The following is an 8,993-nucleotide window of genomic DNA, read 5'->3' on the forward strand; positions in this document are numbered from 1 at the left end:
ATTGATGAATCAGTGTTGCTCGAGTGCATCCAGCAGTGGCGAACGTGCAACGCCCGCAGCCACCCTTGCCCGCAACTCCTTCGACAACTTCGCTCGTCCCTGCTCGGCGGCAGCCTGCGAATCGAACTCGACGAAACAACCACTTCCCGAACCGGTCAGTCGTGCCGTGCCAATGTCGCTCAACGCAGCAAGCACCGCCTCGACGGCAGGCTCACGGCGGCGCAGCACCGGTTCGAACACGTTCCCGACCAGCGAGCCGGAAGCGAAGTCCTCTATTTTCGCCTGTGGACTGTCGCGCGTCAAATCCGGATCAGCGAACAGGAGGGGGGTCGGCACATGAACGCCCGGATCGACCACCACATACCAGGCCTGCGGCAGGGCGATCGGTTGCAGCTGCTCGCCCACACCCTCGGCCCAGGCGTTGTGGCCACGCACGAACACCGGCACATCGGCGCCGAGGCGCAAGCCCAGCGCCGCCAGCGTATTTTCGTCCAGCCCTGTGCCCCAGAGCCGGTTCAGCGCCACCAGCACGGTGGCCGCATCGGACGACCCACCGCCGAAACCACCACCTGCGGGAACATGCTTTTCGACGATGATGTCGGCACCTTGCTCGATATTCGCCACCTCTTTGAGCAACCGCGCTGCGCGAACCGCCAGGTCATCCGCCTCCGCGACACCGGCCAGGCCATCGCCTTGCCGCCGCACTTGGCCGTCTTCACGCAGGCGCAGGCCGATCCGGTCACCCCAGTCGAGCAGGCGGAACACGGTCTGCAGCTCGTGGTAACCGTCGGCACGACGGCCGGTGATATGCAGGAACAGGTTCAGCTTGGCCGGGGCCGGCCACCAGGACCAGCCCGCGCCATCCACCGACGCGTTCATGGCGCGCTCTGCCCCCACTGGTCGACCAGCAGGCGCACCTTGGCGTCACCATTGACCGCCTCGACCCTGCGCGGCAGTGCCGGACGCCCGGCTTCGGCCGGGTACCAGTCCAGATACTGGATCACCCACCCCATCTGCTGCATGCGCCGCGGACGGCCATCGGCATCACGATCGATCTTTCCCGGCCCAGCGCTGTCGCCGGCGACCAGACCGCGTACCCAGTCGGGCAACTGGTTGACCGGGATATCCCAGCCGGTGGCCTCCAGCAGCAGGGCCTGCGCGTCTTCACCCTCGCGCGGACCACCGGCCAGCCCTTCCAGGCGTCCGGCTTCATGATGGCTATCACCGCTCAGTTTCCAGCTCTGGCGGGTGACCGGCGCGCTCAGTTCAACCACATACCGTTGGCCTTCCTGTTTCCAGTCGATGCGGCCGCTGCCACCATCCTTGCCCTTGCTGACCGCCACCCGGCCCTGGAAATTCCACTCCGACGCCGATCGCAGCGCGTCCACGCGCGCGGCCNCGGCGGCGGCCGCTTCGGCCGAAACGGTGGTGACAACGGCCGGCGCCGGCGTTTTCTGCCGGCCAACGGTGGTACAGGCATTCAGGGCCAGGGTCACGGCCACCAGCAGCAACGGCCGGATCGTGGAAAGACTCATGGATTGAATTTCTCGCGGGCGCGCAGCAGCGCGCGGTTTTCAGGGTCGAGCCTGGCCGCTTCCTCGAAGAAGTGACGGGCTTCATCGTGCTTGCCCAGCACCCACAGCACCTCGCCTACGTGGGCGGCGATTTCCGGGTCCTTGGCCAGCGTCCAGGCGCGGCGCAGCTGTACCAGCGCGTCGGCGTTGCGCCCCAGGCGATACAGCACCCAGCCATAACTGTCGACGATGGCGGCGTTGTCCGGTTCGGCCACGCGTGCGCGGTCGATCAGCTCGAGCGCTTCCTGGTAACGGCCGGTACGGTCGGCCAGGGTGTAGCCCAGTGCGTTCAGTGCCGGCACGTTCTCCGGCTCGGTCACCAGGATCTTGCGCAGGTCGGCCTCGGCGCGGGCGATGTCGTCGCGGCGCTCCCAGGCCAGCGCACGGGCGTACAACAGGCCGTTTTCGTCCGGATACGCAGCCAGGCCACGGGCCAGTGCATCGATCTCGCCGGGAAGGTCGTCGGCGCGCTGGCGCAGCTCGGCTTCCAGCAGATACGCATCTCGCCGCACATCGTCATCCACGCTGGCATCGGACTGGATGGCATGCACTTCATCCAGCGCCAGCGACTGCCGGCCCGCCAGCCCCTGCGCATTGGCCGCGCGCAGGCGCGCTTCATTCAGCTCATCGCCGCCAGGAACGCTGTGATACCAGTTGACCGCCTCCGGGTAGCGCTTGAGGTACTCGGCGATCTTGCCCAGCAACAGGCGCTGCGCCGGGTCCGGCTTGGCCGCCTGCCGCGACAGTTCGTTGTACAGATTGGACAGCGCGGCCTTGTCGCCCTGCTTGGCCAGCAGCGACGCGCGCATGCCCCACGTCTGCACATCCTGCGGACCGACCGCAAGCACGCGCTCGGCCGCTGCCGGCTGGCCGAGGCTGTCATAGGCGATGGCCACCGCGTTGCGCAGCTCCGGGTCCTGACGGGTCTTCGGCTCCACCCCATGCAGCAGCGACAGCGCCTGGTCGGTCTGGCCGGCCTGCTGCAGCTGGCTGGCGCGCAGCAACGCCACGCGCGGCTCCTCGGGGAAGCGCTTGACCACCTCATCGATCATGCGCCGCGCCAGCTCGGGCTTCTCCATGCGCAGCGCCAGGCGTCCAAACTCCTGCCAGGCCTCGATCTTCTGGGGAATGGCGTTGGCATCGACCAGCTCGCCCAGCACCTGGGCCGGCACGGCCGGATCGCGGCCGCCGCCGATCAAGGCGCCCAGGGCGAACTTCCAGCCCTCATCCCCCGGGTCCTGCAACAAGGCCTGAAGCTCGCTGCGCGCAGCCTTCACATCGCCCTGGCGCATCGCCAGCGCACCGGCGGCGCTGCGCATCGCCAATGAGCGCGGCGCACGCTGCTGCCATAGGGCCAGGCCCTTGGCCGCAGCATCATCCTCGTTGGCCAGCATGGCGATGCGGGTCGCCCGCTCGGCCAGGCCGGCGTCGCCGTCGGTCTGCTGGGCCGCCTGCAGGTACCAGCGCGCGGCCTCGGCCAGCTTGCCGGCCTGCAGGGCGAACTCGCCGGCCAGCACCGGCTCCAGCGCCAGCTCCCCAGTCACCGCAGGCCGTGCAGGGGCCTTGGCGGGCACCGCCGCCAGGGCCTGCGCACAGGCCAGGGACAGCAGCAGAACACTGGGGATGCGAATCAATGCGGGCATCGTCGGCATCGGGGCCTTAAAATGTCGTCCAATGGCCAGCAGCTTATCGCAAGCAACTGAACAATGACCCTGTGGGTGCTCGGACTGAATCACCAGACCGCACCGGTGGAACTGCGCGAACGCGCAGCCTTCGCCGGTGACGCGTTGCCGCGCGCGCTCGGTTCGCTGCGCGATACGCCGCAGATCGCCGAGGCGGTGCTGCTGTCCACCTGCAACCGCACCGAGCTGTATGCCGTGGCCGAGTCCGCGCAGGCGCTGGACCAGTGGCTGCAGAGCCAGGCCGGCGACCTGCAGGGCTACCTGTACCAGCACGCCGATGCCGATGCCGTTCGCCACCTGTTCCGGGTGGCGACGGGGCTGGATTCAATGGTGCTGGGTGAGCCGCAGATCCTGGGCCAGGTGAAGGACGCCTGGTCGACCGCGCGCGACCACGGCCTGCTCGGCCAGCGCCTGGACCGGCTGTTCCAGCAGACGTTCTCGGTGGCCAAGCGCGCGCGGACCGACACCCAGGTCGGGGCCAACCCGGTCTCGGTGGCCTCGGCAGCGGTGCGCCTGGCGCAGAACGCTTTTGCCCGCCTGGACGATTCCACCGTGCTGCTGGTCGGCGCCGGCGAGACCATCGAACTGGCCGCGCGCCACCTCAGCGAAGGCAAGGTGCGGCGGCTGCTGATCGCCAACCGCACCCTCGCCCATGCGCAGGAACTGGCCAGCCGCCATGGCGGTGTGGCGCTGCCGCTGACCGAACTGGAGCGTCACCTGGCCGAGGCCGATGTGGTGTTCTCGGCCACCGCCGCGCGCGAACCGGTGATCCACCGTGCTGCAGTGGCCAACGCCCTGCGCGCACGCCGGCACAAGCCGATGCTGCTGTTCGACCTGGCCGTGCCGCGCGACATCGAAGCCGACGTTGCCAGTCTCGACGATGCGTTCCTGTACACCGTGGACGACCTCGAGCGCGCGGTGGAAGACAACCGCCGCAGCCGCCGCGAGGCGGCCGCCGAAGCGGAGACGATCATCGACCTGCAGGTCTCGCGCTTCGTCGAAACCCTGCAGGCCAGTGCCCACCAGGCACCGCTGCGGCAACTGCGCGCTTTCGGCGAGGCCACCCGTGCCGAACTGCTGGAGCGCGCGCGCCAGCAGCTGGCCAACGGCAAGCCGGCCGACGAAGTGCTGGAACTGCTTGCCCACGGATTGACCAACCGCCTGCTGCACCCGCCGACCGCCGCCCTGCGCGCGGCCGCGCTCAGCGGCGACGCCGACCTGACCCGCGCTGCCGAGCGCCTGTTCCCGGCTGCGCCGGGTTACCACCACCCACCTGTGAGAACCGATGACGCCGACCCTGCGCCGTAAGCTGGAAGCGCTGGCCGAGCGCCGCGAAGAACTGGAACGTCTGCTCGCCGAACCGGAGGTGGTCGCCAACAACGCGCGCTTCCGCGATCTTTCGCGTGAGTTTTCCCAGCTCGAACCGATCGCCACCGCGCTGGCCGATGAAGCACGTGCCAAGGCCGACCTCGCCGCGGCCGAAAGCATGCGCGCCGATCCGGACCTGCGCGAGCTGGCCGACGAGGAGATCGCCGCCGCCCAGGCCCGCCTGCAGGACCTGGAGCAGGAGCTGGCACTACTGCTGGTGCCCCGCGACCCGCGCGATGAAGGCAACCTGTTCCTGGAAGTGCGCGCCGGCACCGGCGGCGACGAGGCGGCGATCTTCGCTGGCGACCTGTTCCGCATGTATGCCCGCTACGCCGAGCGACAGGGCTGGAAGGTCGAGATCGAATCGGACAACCCCGGCGAACATGGCGGCTACAAGGAAGTAGTGGCGCGCGTGGTCGGCCGTGGCGCGTTCTCGCGCCTGAAATTCGAATCGGGCACCCACCGCGTGCAGCGCGTGCCGGCCACCGAATCGCAGGGCCGCATCCACACCTCGGCGGCCACCGTGGCGATCATCCCGGAAGCCGACGAAGTCGATGAGATCGTCATCAACCCCGCTGACCTGAGGATTGATACCTACCGCTCCTCCGGCGCCGGCGGCCAGCACGTCAACAAGACCGAATCGGCGATCCGCATCACCCACGTGCCCAGCGGCGTGGTGGTGGAATGCCAGACCGAACGCAGCCAGCACGCCAACCGGGACAAGGCGATGAAACGCCTGAAGGCGCAGCTGCTCGATGCCGAGCGCCAGCGCCACGACGCGGCGCAGGCAGAATCACGGCGCCTGCAGGTTGGCAGCGGCGACCGCAGCCAGCGCATCCGCACCTACAACTTCCCGCAGGGCCGGATCACCGACCACCGCGTGGAAGGGCTGACCCTGTACGACCTGCCCAACGTACTGGCCGGCGATCTCGATCCGCTGCTGCAGCGATTGAGCCACGAGCACCAGGTCGACGCCCTGGCCCAGCTTTCGGCGGGCTGACCAGCATGTCGGCCTGGCAGCAGCGGCAGCAACTGCAGCAGGCGATCACGCGCCAGCCCGGCGACTTCGTCGCCTGGGTGATGCTGGCCGACCTGGAACTGGAAGCCGGCGACATCGCGGCCGGTGAGCAGGCCGCGCGGCGCGCGCTGCAGCTGCGGCCCAATCATCCTGAAGCACTCGCCCGTCTCGGCAGGGTGGCATGGATGGCAGGAGCCCATGCCGATGCCGCCACGCTGCTGGGCCAGGCCTCGGCGCTGGCGCCGGAGCACCCGGGCATTGCGTTGTGGCTGGGGCACGCGCTGGAAGATGCCAACGATGCCGAAGGTGCATCAGCAGCCTATCGCCGCGCACATGCACTGATGCCCGATGAGCCGTATATCGCCGCACAGCGCCTCGCCTGGCAGCGTCGCCTGTGCGATTGGCAGGACGTGGATGCGCTGGCCGATCAGGTGCGCGGTGCACTGGTGTCCGGCCAGGGCGTGGTCGAACCCTTCGCGTTTCTCAGCGAAGACGCCAGCGCGGCCGAACAGCTGGCCTGTGCGCGTACGCGCGCCGCCGCGGTGGCAGCATCAGTGCGGCCACTGCCACCGGCGAAGCTGAGCGAACGAGGCCCACTTCGCGTGGGCTTCCTGTCCAACGGCTTCGGCGCCCATCCCACCGGATTGCTGACGGTGGCGCTGCTGGAGCAGATGAGCCACGACCCGGCCCTGCAACTGCACCTGTTCGCGCTCAACGCGGACGATGGCAGCCGCATCCGCCAACGCCTGCAGGCCGCTACCCGTCTGCATGACGTGGTGGGGTTGCGCCATGCCGATACGGCCGCGCGCATCCGAGCGCAGGGCATCGACCTGCTGCTGGACCTGCGCGGCTGGGGCGGTGGCGGCACGCCGGAAGTACTGGCGATGCGCCCTGCCCCGCTGCAGTTGAACTGGCTGGCCTACCCCGGCACCTCCGGTGCATCGTGGCTGGATGCAGTGATCGCTGACGACTTCGCGCTGCCGTCCTCGCTGGAACCGCACTACAGCGAACGCGTGCTGCGCCTGCCGCGCGCGTTCCAGCCCTCCGACAACACCCGCGTACTGGAACCGGCGCCGGACCGCGCGGCGTGTGGGCTGCCCGCGCAGGGCACGGTGTTCTGCTGCTTCAACAACAGTTACAAACTCAACCCGCGCAGCATGGGCCGCGCGTTCGCGGTGCTGCAGGCAGTACCTGGCAGCGTGCTGTGGCTGCTGTCCGGCCCCGGCCAGGCCGATGCGCGGCTGCGTTCCGCCGCCAAGGCTGCAGGACTCGATCCAGCGCGCCTGGTGTTCATGGCCAAGCTGCCGCATCCGCAGTATCTGGCCCGCTATCAGCTGGCCGACCTGTTCCTGGATACGAACCCGTACAACGCGCACACCACCGCATCGGATGCACTTTGGGCCGGCTGCCCGGTGCTGACCTGCCCCGGCGTTACCTTCGCCGCGCGCGTGGCCGGCAGCCTCAACCATCACCTGGGGCTGGAGCGCATGAACGTCGCCGACGACGCGGCCTTCGTCGCCACCGCCAGTGCACTCGGCAACGACCCGGCCGCGCTGGCTGCCCTGCGTGCCGAACTGGCGCAGGCTCGCGAGCGAAGCGGCCTGTTCGACATGGCGGCCTTCGCGCGCGATCTGTCCGCACTGCTTCAGCAGCTGGCCCGCGAACAGGGCTGGCAGGGCCTCGACACGCCCTGACATCGCCCTGCGCTACGCTCGAGCTCTCCTACCGCGTGGTATGACGATGGCCAAGCTCAAGCGCAAGGAATACGACGAACTGCTGCAGCCGCTGCAGCTGGAACTGACGGCGATGGCCCGCTGGGTGCAGCACAGCGGGCAACGCCTGCTGGTGCTGTTCGAAGGACGCGATACCGCCGGCAAGGGCGGCGCGATCCAAGCCATCAGCGAGCACCTCAACCCACGCCAATGCAGGGTGGTGGCGTTGCCCAAGCCCACCGACCGCGAAGCCACGCAATGGTATTTCCAGCGCTACGCCACGCATCTGCCGGCCGCCGGCGAGATCGTGCTGATGGACCGCAGCTGGTACAACCGCGCGGGCGTGGAACGGGTGATGGGCTACTGCGGCGAGACCGAGTACCAGCAGTTCCTGCATCAGGCACCGGTGTTCGAACAGCTGCTGGTGGATGACGGCATCCTGCTGTTCAAGTACTGGCTGTGCGTGGACCAGGAGCAGCAGGAGAAGCGTTTCGCCGAACGCCATCTTGATCCGCTGAAGGGGTGGAAGCTGTCGCCGGTGGATCTGAAGTCGCGCAGCAAGTACAGCGCGTACACCGAGGCGCGCGAGGCGATGCTGCGCGCGACCCATCGCGACGGAGCGCCGTGGACGCTGGTGGATTTCAACGACCAGCGGCTGGGTCGCCTGACCCTGGTCCGCAATCTGCTGGACCGGCTGCCGGACACACGGGTGGATGCGCCCTTGCCGGAGCTGCCGAAACTGAAGGGCAAGCTGCATCGCGAGCACTACGACGTGCTGAAGCCGATCGAGAGTTTCCCGGTCGAAGAGTAGGGTGGGTCGGCAGGGCTGCGCCCTGCACCTGCAGAGGCTTCAAGCAACGGCCGAAGCAACAGCAAAAGCCGCATTGCTTGGGATGGCGGGGCGGTGTCGGAGTGCGGGGACGCCGCAAGTACGTCCCTGTAGGCTNGGNNGCCGCATCCATGCGGCGCACGCCCCCGCAACCGGACCCACCCCGCCTTCGACAATTCTCCGCAAGCTGCGGGAATGACATGGCCTGCTCTTGGTGGGTGTCGAACTTGGTCGACACGTAGATCCACGCCATGCGTGGATGTTTTTCGTTCACTTGTCGAGATATTCGATTTCGATGGACATACATCCACGCATGGCGTGAATCCATCAGATCGCAGAAATCTGTCAGAGGTGGGGCGGTGTCGGAGTGCGGGGTGTCAGCCGCATGGATGCGGCTGCCAAGCCTACAGGGACGTACTTGCGGCGTCCCCGCACTCCGACGGTATGGGGCTGCAGGACACGCCGTAAACCCATCCATGGGGGCTCGATGGCGCCATCCATGGCGCCAACGGCCCTGCAGCCCCATACCGCCCCGCCCTCGACAGTTTCCCGGTGACGGTGGTAGATCCACGCCATGCGTGGATGAATCTCCAACGAAATCGAATATTTCGACAATTGAACGAAGAGCATCCACGCATGGCGTGGCTCTATCGTGTCGACCAAGGTCGACACCCACCAACAGCAAGTCATGCCATCCCGACAGATTGCGGAGATCTGTCGAAGGCGGGGTGGGTCCGGTTGCGGGGGCGTGAGCGCCATGGATGGCGCGACCGAGCTTACAGGGACGTACTTGCAGCGTCCCCCGCAACC

General features: G+C 68.1%; 7 protein-coding genes. 4 read left to right on the forward strand and 3 right to left on the reverse strand.

Annotation, left to right across the window (positions count from 1 at the left end; all coding sequences use genetic code 11):
- Positions 1-9 precede the first annotated feature (9 nt).
- From ispE to TEP_RS15740, 3 genes are all read right to left on the reverse strand, one after another.
- Positions 10-879 (reverse strand): 4-(cytidine 5'-diphospho)-2-C-methyl-D-erythritol kinase, encoded by an 870-nt coding sequence (ispE, locus tag TEP_RS15730; RefSeq protein WP_132825876.1) that lies wholly within the window; start codon positions 877-879, stop codon positions 10-12.
- Positions 876-1,535 carry a lipoprotein insertase outer membrane protein LolB gene (gene lolB / locus TEP_RS15735; RefSeq protein WP_132825877.1) on the reverse strand — a complete coding sequence of 220 codons (660 nt, stop codon included), beginning with the start codon at positions 1,533-1,535 and terminating at the stop codon, positions 876-878. The genes ispE and lolB overlap by 4 nt, the downstream gene beginning before the upstream one ends.
- A complete protein-coding gene (locus TEP_RS15740) occupies positions 1,532-3,217 on the reverse strand; it encodes a tetratricopeptide repeat protein (protein WP_206140226.1) in 1,686 nt (561 codons plus the stop codon). The genes lolB and TEP_RS15740 overlap by 4 nt, the downstream gene beginning before the upstream one ends.
- A 63-nt stretch (positions 3,218-3,280) precedes the next feature.
- Between TEP_RS15740 and hemA the strand changes: the two genes are divergently transcribed.
- From hemA to ppk2, 4 genes are read left to right on the forward strand one after another with little or no spacing between them, the layout of a single operon-like run.
- The gene (hemA, locus tag TEP_RS15745) at positions 3,281-4,564 is read left to right on the forward strand and encodes a glutamyl-tRNA reductase (RefSeq protein ID WP_093818983.1); all 1,284 of its coding nucleotides are present in this window, start codon (positions 3,281-3,283) and stop codon (positions 4,562-4,564) included.
- Positions 4,542-5,624, forward strand: coding sequence for a peptide chain release factor 1 (gene prfA, locus TEP_RS15750; RefSeq protein ID WP_132825879.1), 1,083 nt, complete (start codon positions 4,542-4,544; stop codon positions 5,622-5,624). The genes hemA and prfA overlap by 23 nt, the downstream gene beginning before the upstream one ends.
- A gap of 5 nt (positions 5,625-5,629) precedes the next feature.
- Complete coding sequence (locus tag TEP_RS15755) at positions 5,630-7,336, forward strand: tetratricopeptide repeat protein (protein WP_132825880.1); 1,707 nt, start codon at positions 5,630-5,632, stop codon at positions 7,334-7,336.
- A 46-nt stretch (positions 7,337-7,382) separates the two neighbouring features.
- Positions 7,383-8,165, forward strand: coding sequence for a polyphosphate kinase 2 (ppk2, locus tag TEP_RS15760; protein WP_132825881.1), 783 nt, complete (start codon positions 7,383-7,385; stop codon positions 8,163-8,165).
- Positions 8,166-8,993: the final 828 nt, after the last annotated feature.

The organism is Stenotrophomonas sp. TEPEL (assembly GCF_004348785.1).
Classification (GTDB): domain Bacteria; phylum Pseudomonadota; class Gammaproteobacteria; order Xanthomonadales; family Xanthomonadaceae; genus Stenotrophomonas; species Stenotrophomonas indicatrix.